Annotated in this window: 23 protein-coding genes; 14 read left to right on the forward strand and 9 right to left on the reverse strand. The window is 74.5% G+C overall.

Features of this window, described 5'->3' with window-relative positions:
- Positions 1–106: 106 nt before the first annotated feature.
- The 3 genes from PYR91_RS29765 (at position 107) to PYR91_RS29775 (ending at position 2,525) form a co-directional block, all read left to right on the forward strand.
- Positions 107–526, forward strand: a complete 420-nt coding sequence (locus PYR91_RS29765) for a DUF2795 domain-containing protein (protein WP_279785152.1) — start codon at positions 107–109, stop codon at positions 524–526.
- A gap of 161 nt (positions 527–687) precedes the next feature.
- A complete protein-coding gene (locus tag PYR91_RS29770; RefSeq protein ID WP_279785154.1) occupies positions 688–1,257 on the forward strand; it encodes a hemerythrin domain-containing protein in 570 nt (189 codons plus the stop codon).
- Between the two features lie 221 nt (positions 1,258–1,478).
- Entirely contained in the window at positions 1,479–2,525 is a 1,047-nt protein-coding gene (locus PYR91_RS29775; RefSeq protein WP_279785155.1) for an NAD-dependent epimerase/dehydratase family protein, read from the forward strand.
- Positions 2,526–2,745: 220 nt separating this feature from the next.
- On the opposite strand, the gene PYR91_RS29780 is transcribed toward PYR91_RS29775, so the two are convergent.
- The 5 genes from PYR91_RS29780 to PYR91_RS29800 all read right to left on the reverse strand — a co-directional run bounded on the left by PYR91_RS29780 (position 2,746) and on the right by PYR91_RS29800 (position 7,049).
- Entirely contained in the window at positions 2,746–2,943 is a 198-nt protein-coding gene (locus PYR91_RS29780) for a DUF3072 domain-containing protein (protein ID WP_279785157.1), read from the reverse strand.
- An 89-nt stretch (positions 2,944–3,032) separates the two neighbouring features.
- Complete coding sequence (locus tag PYR91_RS29785; protein WP_279785158.1) at positions 3,033–3,317, reverse strand: MoaD/ThiS family protein; 285 nt, start codon at positions 3,315–3,317, stop codon at positions 3,033–3,035.
- Positions 3,318–3,326: 9 nt separating this feature from the next.
- A complete protein-coding gene (locus PYR91_RS29790; protein ID WP_279785160.1) occupies positions 3,327–4,418 on the reverse strand; it encodes an exo-alpha-sialidase in 1,092 nt (363 codons plus the stop codon).
- A 392-nt stretch (positions 4,419–4,810) separates the two neighbouring features.
- Positions 4,811–5,725: a DUF4142 domain-containing protein gene (locus PYR91_RS29795; protein WP_279785162.1), complete on the reverse strand. Its 915-nt coding sequence runs from the start codon at positions 5,723–5,725 to the stop codon at positions 4,811–4,813.
- 301 nt (positions 5,726–6,026) lie between these two features.
- Entirely contained in the window at positions 6,027–7,049 is a 1,023-nt protein-coding gene (locus PYR91_RS29800; RefSeq protein WP_279785164.1) for a DUF523 and DUF1722 domain-containing protein, read from the reverse strand.
- Between the two features lie 199 nt (positions 7,050–7,248).
- Between PYR91_RS29800 and PYR91_RS29805 the strand changes: the two genes are divergently transcribed.
- The 4 genes from PYR91_RS29805 to PYR91_RS29820 all read left to right on the forward strand — a co-directional run bounded on the left by PYR91_RS29805 (position 7,249) and on the right by PYR91_RS29820 (position 11,920).
- Positions 7,249–8,304: a polyprenyl synthetase family protein gene (locus PYR91_RS29805; RefSeq protein ID WP_279785166.1), complete on the forward strand. Its 1,056-nt coding sequence runs from the start codon at positions 7,249–7,251 to the stop codon at positions 8,302–8,304.
- Between the two features lie 88 nt (positions 8,305–8,392).
- Entirely contained in the window at positions 8,393–9,865 is a 1,473-nt protein-coding gene (gene crtI, locus PYR91_RS29810; protein WP_279785168.1) for a phytoene desaturase family protein, read from the forward strand.
- A gap of 85 nt (positions 9,866–9,950) precedes the next feature.
- Positions 9,951–10,850, forward strand: a complete 900-nt coding sequence (locus PYR91_RS29815) for a phytoene/squalene synthase family protein (protein ID WP_279785170.1) — start codon at positions 9,951–9,953, stop codon at positions 10,848–10,850.
- A gap of 41 nt (positions 10,851–10,891) precedes the next feature.
- A complete protein-coding gene (locus tag PYR91_RS29820) occupies positions 10,892–11,920 on the forward strand; it encodes a phosphate acyltransferase PlsX (protein ID WP_279785172.1) in 1,029 nt (342 codons plus the stop codon).
- Between the two features lie 32 nt (positions 11,921–11,952).
- On the opposite strand, the gene PYR91_RS29825 is transcribed toward PYR91_RS29820, so the two are convergent.
- The gene (locus tag PYR91_RS29825) at positions 11,953–12,597 is read right to left on the reverse strand and encodes a spheroidene monooxygenase (RefSeq protein WP_279785174.1); all 645 of its coding nucleotides are present in this window, start codon (positions 12,595–12,597) and stop codon (positions 11,953–11,955) included.
- A gap of 49 nt (positions 12,598–12,646) precedes the next feature.
- Here PYR91_RS29825 and PYR91_RS29830 point away from each other — a divergent pair, with 49 nt between their 5' ends.
- On the forward strand, positions 12,647–13,342 hold the full coding sequence (locus tag PYR91_RS29830) for a glycerol-3-phosphate acyltransferase (RefSeq protein WP_279785176.1): 696 nt from the start codon (positions 12,647–12,649) through the stop codon (positions 13,340–13,342).
- Here PYR91_RS29830 and PYR91_RS29835 read toward each other — a convergent pair.
- From PYR91_RS29835 to PYR91_RS29845, 3 genes are all read right to left on the reverse strand, one after another.
- Complete coding sequence (locus tag PYR91_RS29835) at positions 13,278–14,678, reverse strand: glycosyltransferase (RefSeq protein ID WP_279785178.1); 1,401 nt, start codon at positions 14,676–14,678, stop codon at positions 13,278–13,280. The two genes, PYR91_RS29830 and PYR91_RS29835, sit on opposite strands and share 65 nt — an antisense overlap.
- Positions 14,675–16,204, reverse strand: coding sequence for a phytoene desaturase family protein (gene crtI / locus PYR91_RS29840; protein WP_347943667.1), 1,530 nt, complete (start codon positions 16,202–16,204; stop codon positions 14,675–14,677). Before crtI (PYR91_RS29840) ends, PYR91_RS29835 begins: the two co-directional genes overlap by 4 nt.
- Positions 16,205–16,675: 471 nt before the next feature.
- Complete coding sequence (locus tag PYR91_RS29845; RefSeq protein ID WP_279785180.1) at positions 16,676–17,425, reverse strand: carotenoid biosynthesis protein; 750 nt, start codon at positions 17,423–17,425, stop codon at positions 16,676–16,678.
- A 323-nt stretch (positions 17,426–17,748) separates the two neighbouring features.
- On the opposite strand from PYR91_RS29845, the gene PYR91_RS29850 reads away from it, so the two are divergent.
- The 6 genes from PYR91_RS29850 to PYR91_RS29875 are packed head-to-tail and all read left to right on the forward strand — an operon-like array spanning position 17,749 to position 25,221.
- The gene (locus tag PYR91_RS29850) at positions 17,749–17,925 is read left to right on the forward strand and encodes a hypothetical protein (RefSeq protein ID WP_279785181.1); all 177 of its coding nucleotides are present in this window, start codon (positions 17,749–17,751) and stop codon (positions 17,923–17,925) included.
- Entirely contained in the window at positions 17,922–18,011 is a 90-nt protein-coding gene (locus PYR91_RS29855) for a potassium-transporting ATPase subunit F (protein WP_279785183.1), read from the forward strand. The genes PYR91_RS29850 and PYR91_RS29855 overlap by 4 nt, the downstream gene beginning before the upstream one ends.
- On the forward strand, positions 18,011–19,672 hold the full coding sequence (gene kdpA, locus PYR91_RS29860) for a potassium-transporting ATPase subunit KdpA (protein WP_279785185.1): 1,662 nt from the start codon (positions 18,011–18,013) through the stop codon (positions 19,670–19,672). The genes PYR91_RS29855 and kdpA overlap by 1 nt, the downstream gene beginning before the upstream one ends.
- Before the next feature lies 1 nt (position 19,673).
- Positions 19,674–21,803 (forward strand): potassium-transporting ATPase subunit KdpB, encoded by a 2,130-nt coding sequence (gene kdpB, locus PYR91_RS29865; RefSeq protein ID WP_279785187.1) that lies wholly within the window; start codon positions 19,674–19,676, stop codon positions 21,801–21,803.
- Positions 21,803–22,666: a potassium-transporting ATPase subunit C gene (locus PYR91_RS29870; protein WP_279785189.1), complete on the forward strand. Its 864-nt coding sequence runs from the start codon at positions 21,803–21,805 to the stop codon at positions 22,664–22,666. The genes kdpB and PYR91_RS29870 overlap by 1 nt, the downstream gene beginning before the upstream one ends.
- A gap of 8 nt (positions 22,667–22,674) precedes the next feature.
- Entirely contained in the window at positions 22,675–25,221 is a 2,547-nt protein-coding gene (locus PYR91_RS29875; RefSeq protein WP_279785191.1) for a DUF4118 domain-containing protein, read from the forward strand.
- The last annotated feature ends 97 nt before the right edge of the window (positions 25,222–25,318 follow it).

Raw genomic sequence — 25,318 nt, forward strand, 5'->3', positions numbered from 1 at the left:
GCGCGATCCCGCCGCCGAGCCAGTCCCGGCGGCGACCTGCGGGTTCGCGGGCGCCTCCCCGTGGATCCTCGGCCATATCGCAGCGGCTCGGGAGGAACCCATGATCATGGAACGCGGTAGCGACAAGCACGGCCGTCGCCTCGACGAGGCGATCAAGCACGAGACCGAGGGGATCGTCCGCGGCGGCGGCACCAGCCGCGCCGAGGAGTGGATGGAGCCGGAGCCCGTCCAGGACCCCGAGGCCGACCTCTCCCCGCGCGAATACGCCCCCGGCCACGAGCCCGGAGTGGCGCCCGGGATGTCCGCCGCGGACGTCGAGCGGCGGAGCAACCTGGCCAAGTGGCTGAGCGACGCCGCCTACCCGGCCGACCCGGCCGCCCTGCTCCGGCACGTCGAACGGAACCCGGCGGTGCCCGACGCCGTGGTGGCGGCGGTCCGCTCCCTGCCGGACGCGCGCGAGTTCCGCAACATCGGGGACATCGCCGAGGCGCTCGGTCTCGGACGCGAACGCCGCCATGCGGAGTAGCCGGGCCCCGCTCCGGTTGCGGTCGGCGGCGCCGGGCGCCCACCGCCCGTCGTGACGGCGGTCGCGCCGCCGCCCGGCGGCGGTGCGGGTCGCGTTTCCCACCGGAAGATCGGGGTACCGCCGAGCGAACCCGGGAGCCCGAGGCAGAGGAGGGGAGTTCCATGATGCAGCACGGCGGTGATGTCATCACCGTCCTGACCACCGACCACCGTGAGATCGAGGTGATGCTCGCCGAGCTTGAGCGGTTGCGTGGCACGGATGAGAGGGATCGCCGCAAGGACCTGACCGAGCAGGTGATCATCGAGCTGGTGAGGCACTCGGTCGCGGAGGAGGCCTACCTGTACCCGGCCGCCCGCAAGCTGATCCCCGGCGGCGACCTGCTGGCCGACCGGGACATCGCCGAGCATGCCGAGGCCGAGCGCCTGATGAAGGAGCTGGAACGCACCGACGTCGGCGACCCGGCCTTCGACCCGCTGCTGGACAGGTTCACGGCCACCGTCCGGGAGCACGTGCGGGAGGAGGAGAGCCGCCTGTTCCCCCAGCTCGTCCAGTACGCCGACGTGGAGGAGCTGGTCAGCCTGGGCAGGAAGATCCAGACCATGAAGAAGGTGGCCCCGACCCGTCCGCACCCGTCCGCCCCGGTGACCCCGCCCGTCAACAAGCTCCTGGCCCCCGGCACCGGCCTGGTCGACCGAATCCGCGACGCGGTCACCGGCCGGGGCCGCGACTGACGTACGCGGGTCGAGGCTCGCGGCGCGGTTCGCGGTTCGCGGTTCGCGGTTCGCGGTTCGCGGTTCGCCGCGTTCCGCAGGTCGAGGTTCGTTCGCGGGTCGTGGTTCGCGGGTCGAGGTTCGTTCGCGGGTCGTGGTTCGCGGGTCGAGTTCTGCGGGTCGTGACCATCCTCCTTGGGTTCCCGTGTTTCGACGGGGGCCCAAGGGGGAGCGGTCCTGTCATGCGAGTCATCGTCGTTGGGGCCACGGGCAACGTGGGCACGAGTGTCGTCTCCGCGCTTGAGGCCGATCCGGAGGTCACCTCGATCGTCGGCATCGCGCGCCGGCTGCCCGGCTGGGCGCCGGGCAAGACCGAGTGGCGCGCGGCCGACGTCACCGACGCCGACCTCACGGCCGTCTTCTCCGGCGCCGACGCGGTGGTGCACCTGGCCTGGCTGTTCCAGCCCACGCACGACCCGACGGTCACGTGGCGCGGCAACGTGCTGGGCAGCAGGCGGGTGTTCGAGGCCGTAGCCGAGGCCGGCGTGCCCGCGCTGGTGTACGCCTCCTCGGTGGGGGCGTACTCGCCCGGACCGAAGGACTCCCCGGTGGACGAGAGCTGGCCGACCCACGGCTGGCCGGGCGCGGCGTACGGGCGCGAGAAGGCCTACGTCGAGCGGCTGCTCGACCTGTTCGAGCGCGACCACCCCGGGGTCAGGGTGGTGCGCATGCGCCCCGGGTTCATCTTCAAGCGGGAGTCGGCCAGCGGGCAGCGGCGGCTGTTCGCCGGCCCGCTGCTGCCCCAGCGCCTGGTGCGCCCCGGCTGGATCCCCTTCATGCCCGACATCCCCGGCCTGCGGTTCCAGGCCCTGCACTCGGACGACGCCGGCGAGGCGTACCGGCTGGCCGTCACCCGCCCGGTGTCGGGGGCTTTCAACCTCGCCGCCGACCCGGTCATCGACCCCGTCGAGCTGGCCGGCCTGCTGAAGACCCGCCTGGTGCCGGTGTCGCCCTGGCTGGCCCGAACGGCCGTCGCCACCGGCTGGCGCCTGCGCCTGGTGCCGGCCTCACCCGGCCTGGTGGAGATGGCCCTGCAGATCCCGGTGATGGATGTCACCCGCGCCCGCACCGAGCTGGGCTGGGAGCCGCGCCACACCTCCCTGCAGGCCATCCGCGAACTCCTGGACGGCATGCAGGGCGGCGCCGGCATGGACACCCCGCCCCTGGAGCCCGACAACCTGCAGATGCGCCTCCACGAACTCACCACCGGCGTAGGCCGCCGCCCCTGACCCCCGCCCGCCGCTCCCGGTGACCGGCCAAACCAGGCGACCGGTACAGCCCTCCACGCCCGCGCCGACCACCGGCGCGGGCCCCGCTTCTCCGGGGCGCGCCGAGCCCAGGTCCGCGGTACGGCCACCCCGCACCCGCGCTGCGGCGCGGTGGGGGTGGGTGGCCCGGCGGTTCTGACCGCCACCGCCACCGGCCAGGTGGCCGGGGCGGGGCGGCAGGTCAGGACGGGTTCAGGCGGTCGCTGCGGGACTGGAGCTCGTCGATCAGCTTGGAGGCGTCGGCCTTGCTGAGGTCCGCAGGGACCTCCTCGCCCGCCTCGCGGGCCAGCGTTTGCAGGTAGGACTCCTGCGGGGCGGTCATCGGCTCGTCACCGGTGGCCCAGTCCTCCGGGTCCTTCTCCAGCGGTCCTCTGTCCATGGTCCTCTCCCTCCGTCGAACTCGTGTTCGGCCCTACCCGCCGCCCCGCACCCGTAACATCACCGGCCCCGCCAGCACCGCGGAGCCCCTCAGCCGCCGGCCACGGACGGGATGACGTGGACCTCGGCGCCGTCGGCCAGGCGGGTGGCCGCGCCGTCGAGACGGCGGCACTCCTCGCCGCCGACGTAGAAGTTGACGTAACGGCGCAGGCCACGCTGCTCGTCGCGGAGGCGGCGGTCGAGAGCGGGGTAGAGGCCGGCCACGGTGTCGAGCACCGCGGTCAGCGTGGCGCCCTCGGCCACCTCGACGTCGAGCCGGGAGCGGCCGTCGGCATCGGCGTGCAGCACGCCGGGCAGCAGCACGGTCACCCGCATCGCGGACCCCTAGACCACGGCCGCGCGGACGCACAGCACGTCGGGAAGGTGCTGGGCGACCAGCCCCCAACTGTCGCCCTCGTCGCGGCTGGCGTAGACCTCGCCCGACCGCGACCCGAGGTACAGGCCCGCGGGGTCGGCGTCGTCCGCGCAGAAGGCGTCGCGCAGCACGGTCGTCCAGAAGCCCTCCTGCGGCAGCCCGGCGGTCAGCGGGCTCCAGGTGGAACCGGCGTCCTCGCTGCGGTACACCCGGCACCTGCCCTCGGGCGGGAACCGGCGAAGGTCGGCGGAGAGCGGGAAGGTGTAGACGACGCCGGGCCGGTGCGGGTGCACGACGATGGGGAAGCCGAAGTCGCTGGGCAGGCCCTCGGCGATGGACGACCAGCTCGCGCCGGCGTCGTCGCTGCGGTAGACGCCGCCGTGGTTCTGCAGGAAGAGCTGCTCGGGCCGCTCGGGATGGACGGCCACCTTGTGGACGCACTGGCCGAACTCGGGATACGGATCGGGCAGGAAGTGCGCGCGGACGCCGTTGTTGGCGGCCTCCCAGCTCTCGCCGCCGTCGGAGGTGCAGTAGACGCCGCCGGTGGACATGGCGACCGTGACGCGCTTCTCGTCGGAGGGGTGGGGGAGCACGGTGTGGATCGCCATGCCGCCGTAACCGGGGGTCCAGTGCTCGCGGTGCGGGTGATCCCACAGGCTCTTGACCAGCTCGAAGGTCACCCCGCCGTTGGTGGATCTGAACAGCGCCGACGGCTCGACGCCCGCGTAGACGACCTCGGGCGCGCCGGCCGGGCCGGGCGCGAGCTGCCAGACGCGGGTGAGCGCGGCGCCGGTCTCGGCCGGGAACGCGACGGGTGGATGCTCGGGCTCCTGCCACGTGGCCCCGAGGTCGTCGCTGACGGCCACGCTCGGGCCGAAGTGCTCACTGGTGACCCCGGCCAGGATGCGCGGCGCCGGACCGCGGGTGTCGATCGCCACGGCGTAGACGTCGGTCATGGGACGGTGCGGGCCGGTGACCTCCCACCCCGCCCGGTCGTCACGGCTGCGGGCCAGCCACAGCCCCTTGCGGGTTCCGATCGCGAGCAACACCGACTGCGCCACGTTGACCTCCTGGCTCGGGCCCTTCAGCTTCTTGGTGGCAGCACTATGGCACGGGTCACCGACAGTTCCGGTGGCCGTTCCGGAGGAAGGCTGCGCCGGTTCTGGGGACATATCCGCACGTCCCGGCTTAGAAGGTGATTCACGCTCTGTTACGCGGGAGTAGCCCACACGACAAAGGCTGACGGCTGCGTCCGGCGGCGTGTCCGTGCACGCGCGGGTGAGCCGCAGCCCCCGCAGCGCGGTCGCCCCGCTGGGCCCGATGACACTGGCGTGAGTCTCGTCGAAGGCCGGCAACGTGCCGTACTGGCGGGTCAGGCCGCGAAGTTCCTCAGCGGCCCGGCGTCACCGTGCGCGGCGCCATGCTTGCGAGGGTGGCGTGCCCGACGACGAGGTCATTGGGCGTCGGTGGAGTGGTGACTCTCCTCGATGTCATCGAGCAGCGAGGTCGCGGGCGGCGCGCTCGGCGCGGGCTCTCCCGAGGGGACCGTCGAAGGGACCGCGCTCACCGTCGGGGCGGGGGGCAGGGCGTGGTCTCCGGCCAGGCCGGTGCCTTCCAGCAGACCCATGTGGGTGTTCACGAACTTCGCCGCGCTCTCGGCGAAGCCGCGGATCAGAGTGTTCTGGGTGGAGGCCCGGACCGCGCCGATGGCGGGGAAGATCTTCCCGTGCGCCAGCCGCAGGCGCGTGACGGCCAGCTCGTCGTAGGCGAGTCCCTTCTTGGCGGAGATCTCGGCCATCCATCCCTTCTGGTCCTCGTTGGGTTCATCGGGCAGCGGCACGCGAAGCTGCGCCGCCACGTCCCGAACCTCGGCGTCCAGAAGTTCGTGCTGCCGGGCGATCTCCCCGAGGTTCTTCCTGGTGACGGCCCGGAAGCCGCGTCGCGCGGCCTGCCTGCCCGTCGGGATCTCCCAGAGGCCGGCCAGACGTACTTTGACCACCAGATCACGGTCCGCCGGGCTCAGCGGACCCCACGGCGTCGAGATCGTCGCCTGCGCCGCCGCGTCCTGGGACGCCGTCCCGTCCGTCGGTGCGGCCCCGTCCGCCGGGGCCGCGCCGTCCTGCGGCGCCGCACCGTCCTCGAGGACCTGCGCCGAAGAGGCGGCGACCTCGGGCTCGGGCTCGGCATCGGACGCCTGCAGCGACGCGATGATCTGCGGCACCAGCTCCTCCGCCGGCAGGGCGCTCGGCGCCGGCCCGGTGGCGGCCGCGTCCGGCCTGCCGGAGTCTCCGGAGCAGCCCGTGGTCGTCTGAAGCACGATGAGGCTGAGAACCACGGTGGCGACCGAGGCGATACGCGCGCGTCGCATCTCTGCCCGATCCCTTCTTGCCTGGGGAATCGCAACCCATCGCCACTACGGCGATGGTCGCTCATCTAGAGCTACGGGCAGTTCGCGTGACCAGTTCGACGGTATCGGGACGAGTTTCCGGTCACCGCCTGGCGAACCGCCGAACAATCCCAGGCCCATCAGCGACGGCGGGGAGGATGACGTACACGATGGCGGTCCTCAAGTCCCCCGCCCCCTTCTCGCCGGCCCGGCGAGAAGGGGGTACGGGCCGTCGTCCTTCACGGAAGGCCCCGCGCCCTGGGCGCGGTCCCGGCTGGGATGGTCAGGCGGGGACGTGGTTGCGCAGGCCCAGGTCGTCCGGGTAGAGCGAGAAGTACGTCTGGTCGCGCACGTACTCGGCGTCGGCCGCCAGGGAGTGGTGGCGCAGCAGGGCCAGGGGGACGCTGAGCGGCACCCGGCGGGACTGGTAGGCGTGGATCACCTCCAGCAGGTCGGCGCGGCGCGCCGGGTCGAGCCTCTCGCTGATCATGCCCAGGCAGTGGTGCAGCACGTTGACGTTGCGGCCGATCGACGCCCGGGTGGCCAGCGCCGAGGCGAAGCCGTGGGCGTAGCCGGCGGCGAGCAGATCCCTGGGCAGGGTGCCCGCCCTGGCGACCAGGCGGCCGAGCGTGCCGTAGGCGGCCGGGTCGTGCGCGAGGATCTGCATCTTGTGGCGGGCGTGGAAGGCCACCAGGTCACCCGGCCGCCAGGCGCTGTCGAGGAAGGCCCGTAGCCGGGCGTGGGCGAAGATCCGCTCGACGAACGCCTCGCGCAGCACGTCGTCGTGCAGGCGGCCCTCGTCCTCCACCGGCAGCAGCGGGTGGGACTCCATGATCACCTCGGCGAACATCCCCCGGCCGTGCCGGTCGACGGACGTGCCCTCGCCGTGCACGGGGATGCCGTGGGTCCCGCAGGTCGGGCTCTTGGACTTGAAGACGTAGCCGTCCACGTCCAGCGCGCCGGCCCGCGTCGCCGCCAGCTCGAGCATGGGAGCGGTGAGGTCTCTGCGGGTCCTGCGGCTCATCAGCCGCACCCCGCAGGGGGAGCGCTCCAGGCGCACCGGCTCGCGCGGGCTGCCGAGGCCGATCTCGATCTCGGGGCACACCGGGACCCAGTCGACGTGGCCGCCCAGCGCGTTGGACAGGAACCGGTCGCGGCTGTGGCCGCCGTTGAAGCGGACAAGCTCCCCGATCAGGCAGCTCGACACCGCGAGCCGGGGCCTTACGGCGCCGTCCGCGCCGAGCGGCCGGGGTTCTTCGCGCGGTGCCGGGCTCTCGGCTGCCGCCGTGGCTTCGTCTGCACGCATGATCGTCCCCGCTGGGTGAAATGTCGGTGAATGTACCTTCGGTGGTTGTCTTCGACCGGATGCATCCGTGGGGGATCCGTGTCCATGACGTCCCCGCGCCGGCGGGTGGGCACACCCCGGCCGGGCTCTCCATCGTGTGTGCATCCGAAAGCCGTATCCGTCCCGAAGGTGTGTACATCTGATCAAAGGAGCTACGCCGATGGTGATGGCGACACGGGACGCCGCCGGGCTGCGGGAGCTGGTCGATCAACGCCTCGGCGAGCTGCTGGAGCAGGAGATGGACCGGCTGTCCTTCCTGGGCCGGGACGGCCAGGACACCTTGCGCCGCCACCTGGCGGACTTCGTCCGCGATGGCGGCAAGCGGCTGCGGCCCCGCTTCGTGTACTGGGGGCACCGGGCCGCCGGCGGCTCCCCAGACGACCAGGACGCCGTGCTCGCGGCCGGCTGCGCGGTCGAGCTGCTGCACGCGGGCGCGATGATCCTCGACGACGTGATGGACGAGGCGGGCACCCGGCGCGGCCGGGAGACCGCCCACCTGGCCCTGGCCGGACGCCACCGGCGGCTCGGCTGGTGGGGCGACCCCGGCAGGTTCGGGGAGTCCATGGCGACCCTGTTCGGAATCCTGGCCTTCACCTGGGCCGACGCCGCCCTGCTGGGCGCCGGCCCCCGGCTGGCCGAGGCGCTGGAGGTGTTCACCCGGCTCCGGGTGGAGATCATCGGCGGCCAGTACCTCGACGTCGCCTACGCCGCCCGCGGCGCCGGGGGCGCCGAGGAGGCCACCCGCGTCGCCACCTACAAGTCCGGCAAGTACACCGTCGAGCGCCCGCTGCACCTGGGCCACGCCATCGCCGGAGGCGACCCCGGGCTGCGCGCCGTCCTGAGCGCCTACGCGCTGCCGCTGGGTGAGGCGTTCCAGCTCCGCGACGACGTCCTCGGCGTGTTCGGCGACCCGGCGCTCACCGGCAAGCCCGCCGGAGCCGACCTGCGCCAGGGCAAGCGCACCTACCTGACGGCCAAGGCCCGCCAGCACGCGGACGCGTACGGCGCGGCCCTGCTCGACAACGTCCGCGACGAGGCCGACGTGGCCGCGGCCCGCGAGCTGATCGTCGCCACCGGCGCCCTGGACGCCGTCGAACGCCGCATCTCCCTGCTGGCCGCCTCGGCGGTGGACGCGCTGGACGGCACCGGCATCCCGCCGGACGCCAGGGCCGCGCTCGCCGACCTCGCGGACGCGGCGACCGGCAGGACCGCCTGATGGCCGCCCCGGCGCCCGGCGCCGCCGTCCCCGCGGACGCTATGGCCGCGCCCGGCGGCCCCTCGGGCGTGGCCACCGGCGGGCACGCGTGACGCCCGCCGCCCGACCGGTCGTGGTGATCGGGGCGGGGCTCGCGGGGCTGGCCGCGGCGATCCGCCTGGCGTCGGCCGGGCGTGACGTGGTGGTGGTTGAGGCGCGTGACGTGCAGGGCGGCTGCTGCGGCACGGCGAACCTCGGGCCCTACCGCTTCGACACCGGGCCGTCGGTCCTCACCATGCCCGAGGTGCTGGCCGAGACCTTCGGCGCGGCGGGGGAGGACCTGGAGAGCGTGCTCCCGCTGCGACGGCTGGACCCGTACTACCGGCTCGCCTACCACGACGGCTCCCGGCTGGACGTCGTGGCGGGGGAGGAGGCGATGACCGAGCGGGTGCGGCTGCTGTGCGGCGACGCCGAGGCCGAGCGGTACCGCCGCTTCCGCCGGCACCTGGGCAGGATGTTCGCGGTCGAGTGGCCGGCGTTCATCGACAGGGACATGACCCGCCTGCGCGCCCTGGCGCGGCCGTACGCCCTGGGCCGGCTGGCCGCGCTGGGCGGCTTCCGGCGGCTCGACTCGCTGGTCAGAAGCCACCTCAGCGACGAGCGGCTGGTCAGGGCGCACACCTTCCAGGCGCTGTACGTCGGCATGCCTCCGCGGCGGGCGCTGGGCATCTACGCCGCGGTGGCGTACATGGACACCGTCGGCGGCGTCTTCTTCCCGCGCGACGGCGGCATGCACGCCGTGCCGCGCGCGATGGCGGCGGTCGCCGAGAAGGCGGGCGCCGTCATCCGGTACGGGGTGCGGGCGACCCGGGTCGAGACGGACACCTCCGGCGTGTCGGCCGTCCGGCTGGACACCGGGGAGCGCCTGACCGCGGGCGACGTCGTGGTGGCGTGCGACCTGCCGCGCGCCCACGCCGGGCTGCTGCCCGCCGGGGCCGGGGACTGGCGGCTGCGCCGCCCCCGCTACTCGCCGTCATGCCTGGTGCTGCACTTCGGCCTCGACCGGCGCCCGGCCGGCCAGGCCCACCACACGCTGCACATCGGCGAGCAGTGGGCGTCCACGTTCGACGCCCTCGCCGCGGGCCGGCCGCAGCCCGACCCCAGCCTCCTGGTCACCTGCCCCGGCCAGGACACCAGCGCGGCGCCTCCGGGGCACGCCACGCTGACCGTGCTGGAGCCGACCGCCAACACCGCCGGCGGCGCCGACTGGGACCGGCTGACCCCGGAGCTGGTGGAGCGGCTGCTCGGACGCCTGGCCGCGCTGGGCTACGGCGACCTGTCGGCGGCCCCCCGGCTCACCCTGGACCCGCCGGCCTGGGAGCGCATGGGGCACTCGGCCGGCACCCCGTTCGCCCTCGACCACCGGTTCACCCAGACGGCCTGGTTCCGCCCGGCGGGCCGCGCCGGACGCGTCCCAGGCCTGCACTTCGCCGGCATGTACACCGCGCCGGGCGTCGGGGTGCCGCCGGTCATCATCTCCGGCCGCCTGGCCGCCGAGCGCATCCTGGAGACCCGCCGATGACGCCCACCACAGCCCGCCGACCTCGCCGCCCGCACGGCCGTCCCCGCAGGCCCGACGCCCCCGGACACGACGGGCGGGCCCGGCGATGACGCTGACCGCCAGCTACGAGCGCTGCCGCATGCTCAACGCCAAGCACGGCCGCTCCTACTACCTGGCCACCCTGCTGCTCCCGGCGTGGAAGCGGCGGCACGTGCACGCCCTGTACGGGTTCGCCCGCTACGCCGACGAGATCGTCGACTCCTTCGACATGACCTCCGACCGGGGGGCGGCGCTGGAGGCGCTGGCCGGACGGCTCGCAGCCGCGCTGGACGGCGCGCCGGTGGACGACCCGGTGCTCCCGGCGTTCGCGCACACCGTGCGCTCCTTCGGCGTCGACCCGGCCGACGTCATGGCGTTCATGGAGTCGATGCGCGCCGACCTGTCGGTGACCCGCTACGCGACCTACGAGGACCTGCTCGGCTACATGGAGGGCTCGGCCGCCGTCATCGGCACGATGATGCTCCCGGTGCTCGAAGCGCTGCCCGGCGCCGCCGCGCGTGCCCGCGAGCCCGCGCGCCAGCTCGGGCTGGCGTTCCAGCTCACCAACTTCCTGCGCGACGTGGGCGAGGACCTGGCGCGCGGCCGGGTCTACCTGCCGATGGAGGACCTGGAGAAGTTCGGCGTCGAGGTGGACGACCTCGGGGCGGCGAGCGCCGGCCAGGCCGTACGCGACCTGGTGGCCTTCGAGGCGGGCCGCGCCCGCGACCACTACCGGCAGGCGCTGGCGGGCGTCGACCTGCTCGTCCCCTCGTCGCGGCCGTGCATCCGCGCCTCCTACGACCTGTACGGCGGGATCCTGGACGAGATCGAGGGCGCCGGCCACGACGTGCTGGCCGCCCGCGCGCGTGTTCCGCGCCGCCGCCGGCTGGCGATCTTCGCGCGCCACCTGGCGGCGGCCTCCGCGGCCGGCAGGGACGAACGCCGCGTCACCGTCCCGGTGCCGTGAGGCGGGAAGACCCGCCGGCGGAGCCGCCGGGGAGGACAGTGATGGGCAAGCCCGTTGTCGTCGACGCGATGGGTGGGGATCACGGACCGGCCGAGGCCGTGCGCGGCGCCGTCGCGGCGTGGCGGGAGCACGGCGTGCCGGTGCTGCTCGCCGGCCGGGCCGGCGTCGTGCGCCGCGAGCTGGCCAGGCACGACGCCGCCGGGGAGATCGGCGTGGTGCACGCCGAGGACGTCGTCCCCATGACCGAGCGCGGCTCCGGGGTTGGGAGCGAGGGCTCCAGCCTCGCGGTGGGCTGCCGGCTCGTCCGGGACGGCGCGGGCGCGGCGTTCGTCTCGGCGGGCTCGACCGGCGCGGTCGTCACGTGCGCGGTCCGGCTGCTCGGCCGGGCCGCGGGCGTGCTGCGCCCCGCCCTGGCTGTGGCCCTGCCCACGGCCGCCGGGGGCTCCGCAGTCCTGGTCGACGCGGGCGCCACCTCCGACCCGACCCCCGAGATGGTCGCGCAGTTCGCGCTGCTCGGAGCCTTCTACGCCCGGCTCGTGCTCGGCGTCGCCGACCCCTCGGTGGGTCTGCTGTCCATCGGCTCCGAGCCCGGCAAGGGCAACCGGCTCACCCGCCGGGCCGAGGAGCTGCTGTCGGCCGCCTCGCTCTCCTCGGGGGACGGGCTCGCGCGGGATGACGGGCCCGGGGCGCCGCCCTGGCCGCCGTTCCGCTTCCACGGCAACGTCGAGGGGCACGACGTGCTGGCGGGCACGGTCGACGTGATCGCCACCGACGGGTTCACCGGCAACGTCGTGCTGAAGAACGTCGAAGGCTCCGTCCGGGCCACGCTGGCCCTGGTCGCGGCGGCCGGGATCGCCGCGCCCGAGCGGCTGCGCGAGGTCGCCCGGCTCTACGACCCGCGCACGCACGGCGGCGCGGCCCTGCTCGGCCTGAACGGCACCGTCGTCGTGGCGCACGGCTCCTCCCGCGCCGGAACCATAGCCCGGGCCTGCGTGGTGGCCCGCGACCTGGCGGAGGGCGGGGTCGTGAGCCGCATCCGCCCGCACCTCACCGCCGAGCCCGCCACGTGAGCCCATCGGCCGCGACGGCGGCGGGGCCGGGCTCAGGCGAGCGGGTCGGCGCCGTCCCAGCCGCCCTCGCTGCCGTAGGGGACGAACCGGGCGAACAGCTCCTCGGAGTACCAGCCCTCGCGCCGCACGCGGCCGATCACCTCGCGGTGCCCGGGACGCTTGTAGGCGAACGACCGCACCGCGTCCGCGTCGCGCCACAGCGAGAACGTCGCCTGCCTGGCCAGCGGCCACTCGCCGATGCCGACCGACGCCAGGCAGCCGTCCTGCGCCCGCAGGTCGAGGTCCACGGCCGGGACCGCACGGTAGAACGCGGGCAGCCGGCTCAGCCGGATGGACGCCCGCGTCAGCACCGCCACCGGCCCCCCGGCCGCCACCGGAGGGACGGCTCCGCCCGCGAACCCGGCCCCTTCGAAGGGGTCGACGCCGTTCCAGCGGCCCCGGGAGGCCACGGGCGCCAGCCGCACGTGCCAGGACTCCCGCGCCCGGGACCGCCAGCGGGCGGCGATCGGCGAGTCGCGCAGGAACGCCTCCAGCGCGCGCTCGTCGCGCCAGACCGCCAGCAGCGCCCAGCGGCGCAGGTCGGCTCCCAGGGACATGGACGTCCCCCGGCCCGTGCCCAGCAGGCGCGAGAACAGCAGCCCGCCGGTGCCGCGCAGCACCGGCCGGTCGTAGGCCATGTACCGCATGCCACCGCGGTCCGGATACCTGATGAGGTGAAACGAAGCGATGGTTCCCGTGCTCGTCGCGGTCATCGGCGGCTACCTGCTCGGCTCGGTGCCGGTCGCGGTGCTGGTCGCCAGGACGCACGGCTTCGACCCGCGTGACGTCGGCGACCGCAACCCCGGCTTCTGGAACATGAGGCGACGGCTGGGCGGGCGGCCGGCCGTCCCGGTGTTCGCGGGCGACCTCCTCAAGGGAACCCTGGCCGGGCTGCTCGGCCTGCTGGTCAGCGGCGCCCACACCGCCGGCCTCGCCGTCACCGCGCCCGGGGGCGTGGCCGCGGGCGGCGTCCTGCCCGAGCACATGATGGTCGGCGCGGGCCTGCTGCCCCTGTACGGGACGGTGGCCGGGGACAGCGTGGTGCCGGTGTACGCGGCGGTGGCGGCGGCGATGGCCGGGCACGCCTGGCCGGTGTTCGCCGGGTTCAGGGGCGGCCGGTCCATCCTCGCGTTCGCCGGCGGCGTCGCGGTGATCTGCCCGCCCGGGTTCCTGCTGGCCGTCGGCCTGCTGGTCGTCACGGCCCTGGCCGCCCGGTCGTTCGCGGTCGGGGCGCGGGTGGGCGTGTTCGCCGTGCCCGTCCTGCAGCTGCTGTTCGTCCCGGTGCTCCAGGTGGCCGCGACCGGCCTGCTGATGTGCCTCATCGGGCTGCGTTTCGGGCAGGCGGCGCTGGCCGGTCGCCGTCCCGGGCGGGCCGGGCCGTGACGGGCGGGCAGCCGCCGTCGAGCCCGGCGCGCGGCGGCGCCAGGCGGGCGGCGGTCGTGTCCAGCGTCTCGTAGGTGCGGCCGCGCCAGGTGCGGGCCGGGCGCAGGGTCGCGTAGGTCAGGCGCAGGGCCGTCAGCGGGTCGAGCAGGGGGGACAGCGGCAGGCCGGGCCCCGGGCGGGTGTAGCTGGCCCGCAGGGCGGCGGTCAGCAGGAACCGGGTGCCGAGCAGCCCGAGGTCGAGCCGTGTCGGGCGTCCGGCCGCCAGCCGCAGCACGGGGAGGGCGGCGGCCAGCCAGAGCACCGCCAGGTCGCCCGCCTGCCACAGGCGGCCGGTGACGTCCCTGAGGTGCAGGGTGCGGCCCCACTCGCGCCAGACCTCGGCCGTGGAGTCGTGCATGTCCACCTCCAGCAGGTCGCCGGCGTCGACGAAGCGCACCGCCCAGCCTCGCCCGGCCAGCGCCCGGGCGAGCGCCACGTCGTCGGTGAGGTGGCCGCGCACCCGCGCGAAGCCGTCGGCGGCCCGCATCGCTCCGCGCCGGAACGCCATGCACTGCCCGTTGGCCACCACCCGGTGCGGGGGCGGCGGCACCGGCGAGCCGATCGGGCCGAACCGGTAGACCAGCGTCGCGAGGAACGAGGCGTGCAGCGCCTGTTCGACCGGCCCGCCGGTGGCGAACCTCGGCCCCGCGCTCAGCAGGTCGCAGCCGTCCAGCTCCGCCGCCATCGCGCCGAACAGCCCGGGCCGGGGGCGGGTGTCGGCGTCCAGCGTGACGACCACGTCGCCGCGCGCCTCCGCGAGCCCCTGGTGGAGCGCCCACTGCTTGCCGACCCAGCCGGCGGGCAGCGGCCGGCCCGCCACGACCCTCGCCCCCAGCTCCGCCGCCACCCGCGCCGTCCCGTCGGCGGACTCGTCGTCCACCACCAGCACCTCACCCACCGAGGGATCGGCGAGCGCCGCCGCCACACAGGGCCCGATGCGGTGCTCCTCGTCCCGCGCCGGAATCACCACCGAGATCGTCCGCGAACGCGCGCCCCCCCACGCCGCTCCGACCGGCGCGGCCGGGCCGGTCGTCCAGGGCTCGATGCCCTGCCCGGTCCGGGCACTCACGTCCAGGGCCGGCTCGGGGCCGCCGCCCGCCGGAAGGGGCTCGGCGGTCAGGGCGGGCTCGGCGCGGTGCCGCTCCTCCCGGGCCGTGGTCATGGCCGGGGCGGTCCCGGGGCCGGGGTCGGCGGGGGCGCGTAGCGGGGCGCGGCGGCCGCGGCCGCGCGCCAGGCGGGTCAGCACGGCCAGGGCGGCCACGGCCTGGGCGGCGGTGAGGATCGTCGACGGCTTCATCGGGCGTGGCTCCTCGGCCCGGGCGCCGCCTGGCTCGGCCCGCCCGTCGTGGGGAAGTCGTCCTCGACCAGGGAGGCGACGATGCGCCCGCCCATCGTCACCAGGGGCAGGCCGCCGCCGGGATGCGACGAGCCGCCCACCAGGTACAGGCCCCGGCGGGGGCCGCGGTTGCCCGGACGGCGGAACGGGGCCAGCGCGCCCCGGTAGGGCGTGCCGTAGATCGCGCCGCCCCAGGCGTCGTAACGCTCGCGCAGGTCGGCGGGGGTGATCATGTCGACGAACCGCAGCCGTCCCGCCAGGTCGTGGCCGCGGGAGGCCAGGCGTTCGAGCACCAGGTCCCGGTAGGCCTCGGGGGAGATCGGCCATCGGGCGGGGTCGACGGCGGGGACGTTGACCAGCATGACCCAGTTCTCGGCGCCGTCCGGGGCCTGTGTGGGGTCGTCGACGGCCGAGCAGCCGACGTAGACGGTCGGGTCCTCGGGCGGGCGCCGCCGGTCGAAGATGTCGGCGAACTCCCGCTCGTAGTCGGCGGAGAAGACGACGGAATGGTGCGGCAGACCTTCGGTCCGCCCCTCCACCCCCGCCAGCAGCAGGAACGCCGAGGACGACCGGCCGAGCCCCGCGATCCTGCGCAGCCGCCGCCGGTCGGGCAGCAGCCGCCCGTACAGCGCCGCCGCGTCGCCGTTCACCACCACGGCGTCCGCCCGCGCCTCCTCCCCGGAGGCGAGCCGCACGCCGGACACCCGGTCGCGGCCGGCGAGCACGCCGGTCACCTCGGCGCCGAGGTGGACCTCCACGCCGGCCTCCTCCAGCAGGACGGCGAGCGCGTCGGCGACGCGGGGCAGCCCGCCCCGCACGTACCAGCCGCCGTCGCCGTGCTCGATCGCCGGTATGCATCCCAGCGCCGCCGGCGCCTGGTAGGGGCTGGACCCGGCGTAGGTGGCGTAGCGGCCGACGTACTGGCGCAGGCGGTCGTCCGTGAAGTAGCGGCGCGCCAGCCCGTCGAGCGTCCGCCCGGGCGCCACGGCGAGCAGGTCGGACAGTCCCGCGTCGCCCGGCCGCCGGGCGAGCGGCCCGGTGAAGAACGTTCGCCGCGACGCCTCCAGGCACCCCCGGGCCCAGTCGTAGAACCCCATCCAGTTGCGCCCCTCACCGGGCGCGAGCCGCTCCACCGCCTCGGCCATGCGCCCCGGCTCCCGGTGCGCGGCCAGCTCCGACCCGTCCGCGAACCGGTAGCGGCAGATCTCGTCCAGCTCAAGGAGATCCAGCTTCACCCCCAGCTCCCCGAACAGGTCGGGAAGCGTGAGCAGCGAAGGCCCGATCGAGAACGTGAACCCGTCCCGCCGCTCCTCCGCCAGCTTCCCCCCAAGCCGGCCGAGCCGCTCATAGACCCGCACCTCATGCCCACCCCGAGCCAGCAGAAGAGCACAAACCATGCCCCCCACCCCACCCCCGACCACAACCACCTCAGCCACGGGACACCCCCAGCGAAGCCACGCCGCCACCCCCATGCCGACCGAGGACATCCCTCCGGACCCCGCCCCCCGACTCGCCACCCCGCACGAGGTCGCCCCCCTCTCCCGCCGCTCCGGCCCCCCGCCCCTCCGGCGCCGGTAGGGCGAGTCGGTGGTGCGGCGAAGCCGGCGCCGCCGTACGGCGCCCGGCTCGGAGCACCGGGCCTTGTGGGGACGGTGCCCCGCCACGAGCGTGGTGCGGCCGGCCCTCTCCCGCCGCTCGGGCCCCCCGCCTCTCCGGCGCCGGTAGGGCGAGTCCGTGGTGCGGCGAAGCCGGCGCCGCCGTACGGCGCCCGGCTCGGAGCACCGGGACTTGTGGGGACGGTGCCCCGCCACGAGCGTGGTGCGGCCGGCCCTCTCCCGCCGCTCCGGCCCCCCGCCCCTCCGGCGCCGGTAGGGCGAGTCCGTGGTGCGGCGAAGCCGGCGCCGCCGTACGGCACCCGGCCCGGAACACCGGGCCTTGTGGGGCCGGGCGGGGGGTGGTCAGGATGTCCATCGGCGTCTCCAGGCGAGGAAGGCGAGGGTGCCCATGCAGGCGCCGCCGGCGGTGGCGACGAGGGGGTCGGGCGGGGTGAACACCGCGGCGAAGCCGATCGTCTCCATGACCGCCATTACCGTGTAGAGGGCGACCAGGCCGGGGGCGGCGTGGCCGGGGTTGGTGAGGATCTTGCCGATCAGTGCCATGACCAGGACGGACACCAGGAGCCAGCCGGCGAAGTTGCTGACGGGCACTCCCCGGTAGGGGCCGGGTTCGGCCCAGGCCCACAGGCCCAGGCGGATCATCTGCGGGTCGAGGAACAGGTCCCACGAGGTGAGGGCGAGCGCGCCCACCACGATCCGGGACGTCGTACCGCGCGCCACCGCGGAGGCGACCGCGTAGGACGCGAGGCCCATGCCGCCCCAGGCCACGGCCACGATCACCGGGACGCCGCCGAGCTCGGGCCACAGCAGGCCGGTGTACCGGTACTCGCCGAACGGGAAGCCCGTCCGGATGCCGACCCATTCAGCGGCATACCCGACGACCACCGTCCCGGCGAACGCCGCCACAGCCCTGGGCGAGGTGTGCGCCGCGGCCGCGTAGGCCACGGCCGCCGCGGCCAGCAGGAGCACCACGACGCTGGTGAGCCGCACCGGCGCGGGCTCAAGCCCGGAGAGCACCTGCGCGACGATCATGGCGCCCAGCGCCACCGTGCCCGCGACCAGGAACGCCCGGCGCGCGGCGGGGGCGCGCACACGGCCGACCGGCCCGGGGGCCGGCGCACCGTCCGCCGTCCTTGGGGCGCGCACACGGCCCGCCGTCCCGGACTCCGGCATACGGCCCGCCGTGCCGGACTCCGGCGCACGGCCCGCCGTGCCGGGAGTCGGCCGGGTCAGGGGCGGCCGGCCCGGGCGGGACCGATCATCGGTGGCGTCTTCCACACACAGCCCTTCGCGCCGCCCGGCCGATCAGATGCACCCGTGTCCGGAGACTCCGGCGACGGTGCGCGTCCGCCCAGGTGGCGCGGCCGTAGGGGCGGCGTCAAGACTTCGGCGCCGCGCGTATAGAACCCGTCAAGGTGGTAAATCCCCGCCTTTCCCTGCGCTTCGCTGATGACGTGGCCATCTGTCCGGGTGGCCGGAATGAGCATGTCCGGATTCGAGGAGTGGGGATGGCGGACGTCATCTTCGTCGCCCTGACGATCGCGGTATTCGTGATCTTCGGGATCGTCGTCAAGGCGGTGGAGCGCCTGTGAGCGCGATCAATGCCGCTGGGCTGGTCGTGGCCGCCGTCCTGGTGGCCTTCATGGTCGCGGCCCTGCTGTTCCCGGAGCGCTTCTGATGAGCGCCACCGTGACCGGATCGCTGTTCGTCGTCTCCCTGGTCGCCGCGCTGGCGCTGGCGCACCGGCCGTTCGGCGACTACATGGCCAGGGTCTACGGCGGTACCAGGCACAACGTGGTGGAGCGCGGCGTCTACCGGCTGGTCGGCGTCCGCGCCGACGCCGAGCAGCGGTGGCCGGTCTACGCCCGCAGCCTTCTGGCCTTCTCCGCGGTCTCCATCCTGTTCGTGTACGCCATGCAGCGCCTGCAGGACAGGCTCTGGCTGTCGCTCGGCTACCCCGCGGTCCCCGACCACGTCGCGTGGAACACCGCGGTCAGCTTCGTGACCAACACCAACTGGCAGGCCTACTCGGGCGAGTCCACGATGGGCTACCTGGTGCAGATGAGCGCCCTGGCCGTGCAGAACTTCGTGTCGGCCGCGGCCGGCATGGCGGTGGCGATCGCCCTGGTGCGCGGGTTCGCCCGTAACAGGGCGGGCACCATCGGCAACTTCTGGGTCGACCTGGTCCGCGGCACCGTACGCGTCCTGCTGCCGATCGCGTTCGCCGGCGCGCTGGTGCTCGTGGCCGGCGGCGTCGTGCAGAACCTCTTCTGGCCGCACGAGGTGACCACCCTGACGGGCGGCGCCCAGGTCGTCACCGGCGGCCCGGTGGCGAGCCAGGAGGCCATCAAGGAGCTCGGCACCAACGGCGGCGGCTTCTACAACACCAACTCGGCGCACCCGTTCGAGAACCCCGCCACCTGGACGAACTGGTTCGAGATCCTCCTGCTGACGGTGATCCCGTTCTCGCTGCCGCGCACCTTCGGCCGCATGGTCGGGCAGGTCAGGCAGGGCTACGCCATCGTCGCCGTCATGGCCACGATCGCCCTGGCCAGCGTCGTGCTGACCAACGTGTTCGAGCTGACCAGCACGGCCACGGTGCCGCAGGCCGTCGGCGCGGCCATGGAGGGCAAGGAGGTGCGGTTCGGCGTCCCCGGCTCGGCCACCTTCGCCGCCGCGACGACGCTGACCTCGACGGGCGCGGTCAACTCCTTCCACGACAGCTTCACCCCGTTCGGCGGCATGATGACGCTGTTCAACATGATGCTGGGCGAGGTCGCGCCCGGCGGAGTCGGCACGGGCCTGTACGGCATGCTCGTGCTCGCCGTGATCACCGTCTTCGTGGCGGGCCTGATGGTAGGCCGGACGCCCGAGTACCTCGGCAAGCGCGTCGGGGCGCGCGAGATCAAGCTGGCGTCGCTGTACTTCCTGGTCACCCCGGTGCTGGTGCTGGTCGGCACGGCGGTGGCGATGGGGAACCAGGCGGGCCTGGCGGCCATGCTGAACGGCGGCCCGCACGGCCTCTCGGAGATCCTCTACGCCTTCACCAGCGCGTCCAACAACAACGGCTCGGCGTTCGGCGGCGTCACCGTCAACACGCCGTGGTACGACGTGGCGCTCGGCCTGTGCATGGCGTTCGGCCGGTTCCTGCCGATCATCTTCATCCTCGCGCTGGCCGGGTCGCTGGCCGCGCAGGCTCCGGTGCCGGAGTCGGCGGGCACGCTGCCCACCCACCGGCCGCAGTTCGTCGGGATGGTCGTCGGCGTGACGCTCATCCTGGTCGCCCTGACCTTCCTCCCCTCGCTGGCGCTCGGGCCGCTCGCGGAAGGACTTTCCTGAGATGTCATCCCAAGCAGTGAAATCACCGGGAGCCCCCGAGAAGGACTGCCGGGTCGGCGGCGGCCTGCTCGACCCCCGGCAGCTCGTCCGATCCCTGCCCGAAGCCGTCAGAAAGCTGAACCCGGCCACGCTGTGGCGCAACCCGGTCATGCTGATCGTCGAGATCGGCGCCGTGTTCACCACCGTGCTGGCGATCCTCGACCCGTCCTTCTTCGCCTGGGCCATCGTGGTCTGGCTCTGGCTGACGGCGATCTTCGCCAACCTCGCCGAGGCCGTGGCCGAGGGCCGCGGCAAGGCGCAGGCCGCCACGCTGCGCGCCGCCAGACGCGACACCACCGCACGGCGGCTGAGGAACGCGGGCGACCACGACGCCTGGGACACCGTCGGCGCGGCCGACCTGCGGCAGGGCGACCTCGTGGTCGTGGAGGCCGGGGAGATCATCCCCGGTGACGGCGACGTCGTCGAGGGCATCGCCTCGGTCGACGAGTCGGCGATCACCGGGGAGTCGGCCCCGGTCATCCGCGAGTCCGGCGGCGACCGCTCGGCGGTGACCGGCGGCACCCGGGTGCTGTCCGACCGGATCATCGTGAAGATCACGCAGCTGCCCGGCGAGAGCTTCATCGACCGCATGATCGCGCTGGTCGAGGGCGCCGACCGGCAGAAGACCCCCAACGAGATCGCGCTCAACATCCTGCTCGCCGCGCTCACGATCATCTTCCTGGTCGCGACGATCACCATGCAGCCGCTCGCCATCTACTCCAAGGCCCAGAACCCGGGCGTCCCGGACTCCCTGGCCCTCACGGGCGACGGCGTCAGCGGCGTGGTGCTGGTGTCGCTGCTGGTCTGCCTCATCCCCACGACCATCGGGGCGCTGCTGTCGGCGATCGGCATCGCGGGCATGGACCGCCTCGTGCAGCGCAACGTGCTGGCCATGAGCGGCCGGGCGGTCGAGGCGGCCGGCGACGTCGGCACCCTGCTGCTGGACAAGACCGGCACGATCACCCTGGGCAACCGGCAGGCGTCGGACTTCGTCCCCGTCGAGGGCGTGAGCGCCCAGGAGCTGGCCGGCGCGGCCCAGCTCGCCAGCCTCGCCGACGAGACCCCCGAGGGCCGCTCGGTCGTCGTGTACGCCAAGCGGGCGTACGGGCTGCGCGAACGCGAGCCGGGCGAGCTGGCGCACGCCGAGTGGGTGCCGTTCACGGCGCAGACCCGCATGTCGGGCATCGACGTGGACGGCCGGCGGGTGCGCAAGGGCGCGGCCACCGCGGTCATGAAGTGGGTCCGCGAGAACGGCGGCCACCCGACCGGCGACGTCGGCCACCTGGTCGACGGCATCTCCGCCAGCGGCGGCACCCCCCTGGTCGTCGGCGAGGTGGGCGGGGCCGGGGCGCGCGTGCTGGGCGTCATCCACCTCAAGGACGTCGTCAAGCAGGGCATGCGCGAGCGGTTCGACGAGATGCGCCGCATGGGCATCCGCACCGTCATGATCACCGGCGACAACCCGCTGACCGCCAAGGCCATCGCCGACGAGGCCGGGGTCGACGACTTCCTGGCCGAGGCGACGCCCGAGGACAAGCTCGCCCTGATCAGGCGGGAGCAGGAGGGCGGACGGCTGGTCGCCATGACCGGCGACGGCACCAACGACGCGCCCGCGCTGGCGCAGTCGGACGTCGGCGTGGCGATGAACACCGGCACCTCGGCCGCCAAGGAGGCCGGGAACATGGTCGACCTCGACTCCAACCCCACCAAGCTGATCGAGATCGTGGAGATCGGCAAGCAGCTCCTGATCACCCGGGGCGCGCTGACCACGTTCTCCATCGCCAACGACGTCGCCAAGTACTTCGCCATCATCCCGGCGATGTTCGCGGCGGTGTACCCGGGCCTGGACACGCTCAACGTGATGCGCCTGTCGAGCCCGCAGTCGGCGATCCTCTCGGCGGTCGTCTTCAACGCACTGGTGATCATCGCGCTCATCCCGCTGGCCCTGCGCGGCGTGCGGTACCGGCCCTCCAGCGCGTCCACCCTGCTCACGCGCAACCTGTACGTCTACGGCCTCGGCGGCATCGTCGCGCCGTTCGCCGGAATCAAGCTGCTCGACCTACTCATCCAGTTCCTCCCGGGGATGTCGTAATGGAACGTCTGCCAAGCTGGCTCCGCGGCCATCTCGCCGCACTCAGGGCCGTCATCGTGCTGACCCTGCTGACCGGCGTGCTCTACCCGCTGGCCGTTACCGGCGTCGCCCAGGCCTTCTTCGGCGGCAGGGCCGACGGGTCCCTTCTGTCGAGCGGCGGCAGGCAGGTGGGCAGCGCCGTCGTCGGCCAGTCGTTCACCGACCAGCGGGGCGAACCGGTCAGGAGGTACTTCCAGAGCCGGCCGTCGGCGGCCGGCTACGACATGCTCGCCACCGCGGCGAGCAACCTCGGCCCCGAGGACGTCGTCGACACCCTGCCCGACCCGGCCGGGGCGGACGACGCGGCCAGGGAGGGCTCGCGGTCGCTGCTCACCCAGGTCTGCGCCCGCTCCGCGGCGATCGGCCGGCTGGAGGGCGTCAGCGGCGCACGCCCGTACTGCACGCCCGACGGCGTCGGCGCCGTGCTCAAGGTCTTCCCGGCCACCGGCACCCCCACCCGCGCGGTCAGCGTCAACCAGGCCTGCCCGGCCGCGCCGTTCCTCGCCCGCTACCAGGGCGTGGCGGTGGAGTGCGGCAGGCCCGGCGAGGACTACGCGGCCGGCCGCACCGTCCCCGTCCGGGGCTCGGCGCCCATCCCGGTGGTGCCCGCGGACGCGGTCACCGCCAGCGGCAGCGGCCTCGACCCCGACATCTCCGTGGCCTACGCCAGGCTGCAGGCGCCCCGGGTGGCGGGGGAGCGGGGCATCGCCCTCGCCAGGGTGTTTACGCTGATCGAAGAGCACACCACCGGCCGCGGCCTCGGCTTCATGGGCGAGCCTGCGGTCAACGTGCTCCGGCTCAATCTGGCACTCGACAGGGGGTGATCGCCGCGATGCCACGCGGCAGGCTCCGTGTGTACCTCGGCGCGGCCCCCGGGGTCGGCAAGACGTACGCGATGCTCTGCGAGGGCCGCCGGGCGCGCGAACGCGGCCGTGACGTGGTCGTGGGCCTCGTGGAGACCCACGGCCGCCCCCGCACCGCCGACCTGCTCGAAGGCATGGAGATCATCCCGCGCGGGACGCTGGTCCACCGGGGGGCCGAGTTCACCGAGCTGGACGTGGACGCCGTCATCGCCCGGGCGCCGCGCGTCGCGCTGATCGACGAGCTGGCGCACACCAACGTCCCCGGCTCGCGCAACGTCAAGCGCTGGCAGGACGTCGACGAGATCCTGGACGCCGGCATCGACGTCGTCTCCACCGTCAACATCCAGCACCTGGAGTCGCTCAACGACGTCGTCCAGGCGATCACCGGCGTCCCGCAGCGCGAGACCGTGCCCGACGAGGTCGTGCGCCGGGCAGGCCAGGTGGAGCTGGTCGACATGTCGCCCGAGGCGCTGCGCCGGCGCATGGCGCACGGCAACGTGTACGGGGCCGAGAAGGTCGACGCGGCGCTGTCGAACTACTTCCGCGTCGGCAACCTCACCGCGCTGCGCGAGCTGGCGCTGCTCTGGGTCGCCGGCGAGGTGGACGACCAGCTCGACCGCTACCGCGCCGAGCACGGCATCGGCTCCACGTGGGACACGCGCGAGCGGGTCGTGGTGGCGCTGACCGGCGGGCCCGAGGGCGACACGCTGATCCGGCGCGCGGCCCGGGTCGCGGCCCGGGGCAAGGGCGCCGACCTGCTCGCCGTGCACGTCACCCGGGCCGACGGCCTCGGCGGCGGCGACCCGGCGGGCCTGACGCGCCAGCGGGCGCTGGTCGAGAGCCTCGGCGGCACCTACCACCAGGTGGTCGGCGACGACGTGCCGCGCGCCCTGCTGGACTTCGCGGGCGGCGTCAACGCCACCCAGCTCGTGCTGGGGGCGTCGCGGCGCGGGCGGCTGGCCCAGATCCTGTCCCGGGGCGTGGGGGTCGAGACGATCACACGGTCGGGGTCGATCGACGTCCACGTGATCACCCACGGCGAGGCGCGGAGGGGACGCGGGCGGCCTTCGCGGTCGCGCGCCGCCCTGACCCGCCGGCGCCGGCTGTGGGGCTGGGGCCTCGCCCTGCTCGGCCTGCCCGCGCTCACGGTCGTGCTGGCCCCGTTCCGCGAGACGCTGTCGCTGCCGAGCGAGATCCTGCTGTTCCTGCTGCTCGTGGTGGGCGTGGCGCTGGCCGGCGGCCTGTGGCCGGCCCTGACCGCCGCGGTGGGCGGCTCGCTGCTGCTCAACTACTTCTTCACCTCGCCGTACGGCAACCTGACGATCGCCGATCCGCAGAACATCTTCGCCCTGACGGCGTTCGCGCTGGTCGCCGCCGCGGTCAGCGCGATCGTCGACCTGGCGGCGCGGCGCACGCGCGAGGCGATCAGGGCGACCACCGAGGCCGAGATCCTCTCGACGCTGGCCGGGCACGTCCTGCGCGGGGAGGCCGCGGTGCCGTCCCTGCTGGGGCGCATGCGCGAGACCTTCGGGCTGACCTCGGTGGCGCTGCTCGAACGCAGCCCCGAGGCCGGCCCCGACGACCGTTCCGATCCCGAGGCGTGGCGGATCGTCGCCACCTCCGGCGGCGCCCCCTGCGGCTGCCCGTCCGCCGCCGACACCGACGTGGTCATCGACGACACCCTGGTCCTGGCCGCCCGGGGACGGCTGCTGGAGGCCGCCGACCGCCGGGTGCTGGAGGCGTTCGCCACCGAGGCCGCCGTCGCGCTGCGGCACGAGCGGCTGCGCAAGGAGGCCGAGCGGGCCAAGCCGCTGGCGGAGGCCGACAAGATGCGCACGGCGCTGCTGGCCGCCGTCAGCCACGACCTGCGCACCCCGCTGGCCTCGGCCAAGGCCGCCGTGGGCAGCCTGCGCAGCCGCGACGTCCGGTGGTCGCGCGAGGACCGCGACGAGCTGCTCGCCACCGCCGACGAGTCCCTGGACAAGCTCGGCCGCCTGGTGGCCAACCTGCTCGACATGAGCCGCCTGCAGGCCGGCGTGCTCGGGGTGTCGCTCGAACCGGTCGCCGTGGAGGAGATCGTGCCCCGGGCGATCGACGACCTCGGCCCGACCGGCGTCCCGATCCGCGGCGACATCCCGCCCGGCCTGCCCGAGGTGCTCGCCGACCCGGCCCTCCTGGAACGCGTGCTGGTCAACGTGATCTCCAACGCGGCCCGTTACAGCCCCGCGGGCCGGGAGGTGCTGGTGACCGGGAGCCGGCTCGGCGGGCACGTGGAGATCCGCGTGGTCGACCGCGGCCCGGGCATCCCGCCCGAGGACCACGACCGCGTCTTCATGCCCTTCCAGCGCCTGGGCGACCGCGACAACCACACCGGCGTGGGCCTCGGCCTGGCCCTCTCCCGCGGCCTCGCCCAGGCCATGGGCGGCACCCTCACCCCCGACGAGACCCCCGCCGGCGGCCTCACCATGATCCTCACCCTCCCCATCTCCCCACCCCCCGCCGCCCCGGCGCCGTAACGCGGCTCGGCCGTCGCGAGGGTCACGCCCTCACCGAATCCCGCACGCCGCCGGTCGCCCTGCCCCGTCGCGCCCCTTCCGCGGCTGAGGACCGGTC

It is taken from the genome of Sphaerisporangium sp. TRM90804, from assembly GCF_029846175.1.
GTDB lineage: Bacteria > Actinomycetota > Actinomycetes > Streptosporangiales > Streptosporangiaceae > Sphaerisporangium.

Bases quoted from the DNA above. Each gene is read 5' to 3' on its own strand.
- PYR91_RS29870 (WP_279785189.1), top strand. From the start codon at position 21,803: ATGGAACGTCTGCCAAGCTGGCTCCGCGGCCATCTCGCCGCACTCAGG.
- PYR91_RS29835 (WP_279785178.1), bottom strand. From the start codon at position 14,678: ATGAAGCCGTCGACGATCCTCACCGCCGCCCAGGCCGTGGCCGCCCTG.
- kdpA (WP_279785185.1), top strand. From the start codon at position 18,011: ATGAGCGCCACCGTGACCGGATCGCTGTTCGTCGTCTCCCTGGTCGCC.
- PYR91_RS29785 (WP_279785158.1), bottom strand. From the start codon at position 3,317: ATGCGGGTGACCGTGCTGCTGCCCGGCGTGCTGCACGCCGATGCCGAC.
- PYR91_RS29765 (WP_279785152.1), top strand. From the start codon at position 107: ATGGAACGCGGTAGCGACAAGCACGGCCGTCGCCTCGACGAGGCGATC.
- PYR91_RS29795 (WP_279785162.1), bottom strand. From the start codon at position 5,725: ATGCGACGCGCGCGTATCGCCTCGGTCGCCACCGTGGTTCTCAGCCTC.
- PYR91_RS29775 (WP_279785155.1), top strand. From the start codon at position 1,479: ATGCGAGTCATCGTCGTTGGGGCCACGGGCAACGTGGGCACGAGTGTC.
- PYR91_RS29780 (WP_279785157.1), bottom strand. From the start codon at position 2,943: ATGGACAGAGGACCGCTGGAGAAGGACCCGGAGGACTGGGCCACCGGT.
- PYR91_RS29875 (WP_279785191.1), top strand. From the start codon at position 22,675: ATGCCACGCGGCAGGCTCCGTGTGTACCTCGGCGCGGCCCCCGGGGTC.
- PYR91_RS29815 (WP_279785170.1), top strand. From the start codon at position 9,951: ATGACGCTGACCGCCAGCTACGAGCGCTGCCGCATGCTCAACGCCAAG.
- PYR91_RS29830 (WP_279785176.1), top strand. From the start codon at position 12,647: ATGGTTCCCGTGCTCGTCGCGGTCATCGGCGGCTACCTGCTCGGCTCG.
- crtI (WP_347943667.1), bottom strand. From the start codon at position 16,204: ATGTCCTCGGTCGGCATGGGGGTGGCGGCGTGGCTTCGCTGGGGGTGT.
- PYR91_RS29770 (WP_279785154.1), top strand. From the start codon at position 688: ATGATGCAGCACGGCGGTGATGTCATCACCGTCCTGACCACCGACCAC.
- PYR91_RS29800 (WP_279785164.1), bottom strand. From the start codon at position 7,049: ATGCGTGCAGACGAAGCCACGGCGGCAGCCGAGAGCCCGGCACCGCGC.
- PYR91_RS29825 (WP_279785174.1), bottom strand. From the start codon at position 12,597: ATGGCCTACGACCGGCCGGTGCTGCGCGGCACCGGCGGGCTGCTGTTC.
- PYR91_RS29820 (WP_279785172.1), top strand. From the start codon at position 10,892: ATGGGCAAGCCCGTTGTCGTCGACGCGATGGGTGGGGATCACGGACCG.
- kdpB (WP_279785187.1), top strand. From the start codon at position 19,674: ATGTCATCCCAAGCAGTGAAATCACCGGGAGCCCCCGAGAAGGACTGC.
- PYR91_RS29805 (WP_279785166.1), top strand. From the start codon at position 7,249: ATGGTGATGGCGACACGGGACGCCGCCGGGCTGCGGGAGCTGGTCGAT.